This window comes from Streptomyces sp. DvalAA-14 (assembly GCF_900091855.1).
In the GTDB taxonomy this organism is placed as follows: Bacteria; Actinomycetota; Actinomycetes; order Streptomycetales; family Streptomycetaceae; genus Actinacidiphila.
On record NZ_FMCH01000551.1, the window covers coordinates 1 to 1617 of the forward strand.

Genomic DNA, 1617 nt, shown 5'->3' on the forward strand with positions numbered 1-1617 from the left:
CGGCGACTGCGGCTGGAAGGGCGGCGGGTCGGCCTGCGGCGCCGGCGGATAGGCGGGCGCGCCCTGCGGCGGCTGCGGCGGCACCCCGTACTGCGCGGGCCCCGGGCTGGCGCGGGCTGACCGTACGGACCGGGCCGGCCGGGGTAGCCCGGCTGAACCGGGTAGCCCTGCTGCGGGCCGGGAGCCGGGGCCGGGGGATACCCGGCCGGAGCGCCCCCGTACGCCGCCGCGCCGGGTGCCGTCCCGGGCAGCGGGGGCGCCTGCACCGGCGGCGGGTTGATCCCGTCGGCCGTCCACAGCCCCTGCGCCTGCTGGGCCCGTACGAAGTCCTCGGCCACCATCGCGGACAGGTTGAAGTACGCCTCCCGCGTCTTGGGCCGCATCATGTCCAGGTCCACCTCGGCGCCCGCCGCCAGATGCTCGTCGAAGGGCACGACCTGCACGCCGCGGCACCGCAGCCGGAAGTGCGACACGATGTCCTCGACCTTGATCATCTTGCCCGTCTCGCGGACCCCGGAGATCACGGTGATGCTGCGGGAGACCAGTTCGGCGTAGCCGTGCGCGGACAGCCAGTCCAGGGTGGTGCTGGCACTGGAGGCGCCGTCCACCGACGGTGTGGAGACGATGATCAGCTGATCGGCCAGGTCCAGCACGCCACGCATCGCGCTGTAGAGCAGACCGGTGCCGGAGTCGGTGAGGATCACCGGGTACTGGCGGCCCAGGACGTCGATCGCCCGCCGGTAGTCCTCGTCGTTGAACGCGGTCGACACGGCCGGGTCCACGTCGTTGGCGATGATCTCCAGGCCGGACGGAGCCTGCGAGGTGAACCGGCGGATGTCCATGTAGCTGTGCAGATACGGGATCGCCTGCACCAGGTCGCGGATCGTGGCCCCGGTCTCCCGCCGCACCCGGCGCCCCAGCGTGCCGGCGTCCGGGTTGGCGTCGATGGCCAGGATCTTGTCCTGCCGCTCGCTGGCGAGGGTCGCGCCCAGCGCGGTGGTCGTTGTGGTCTTGCCGACTCCGCCCTTGAGGCTGATCACCGCTATCCGGTAGCAGGACAGCACGGGCGTACGGATCAACTGCAGCTTGCGCTGCCGCTCCGCCTCCTCCTTCTTGCCCCCGAGCCGGAAGCGCGACGGCTGCGCGTTGGCGCCCGGCCGCTTGGCCTTGGGCTGATGGCGCAGCAGGCGGTCCGAGGACAGCTCCACGGCCGCGGTGTAGCCGAGCGGCGCGCCGCCCTGCGCGGCGGGCTGCTGCCGCTGGTCGGGCGCGGCGACCGGCCAGCCCCCGGTCCGCGGGTCCACCGGCCCGGGCGGCTGTGGCGCGGGCTGCTGACGCGTCTCCTGAGCCATCGAGTACCGCGGATCACCGTGCTGTTGCGGCTGTTGCGGCTGTTGCGGCTGCGCGGGCGCTCCCGGCGGCGGGAATCCGTAGCCGCCCTGCGCGGGCAGCGGCGGCAGCGGTCCGGTCTGCGGGGGTGGCGCCTGCCCGGCGGCCGCGCCGGCTCCCTGCTCCGGCGCCGGGTACGGGTATCCGTAACCACCGACCTGCGGGCCCTGCGGCTGGCCGGCGACGAAGGGCTGCTGCTGCGCGTACGGGGGCGCGTACGGCGGCTGC

General features: G+C 74.5%; 1 pseudogene. It reads right to left on the reverse strand.

What is annotated here, in order from left to right:
- Positions 1–1617 (reverse strand): annotated as a pseudogene (locus tag GA0115240_RS29715) (MinD/ParA family protein); the annotation flags it as partial.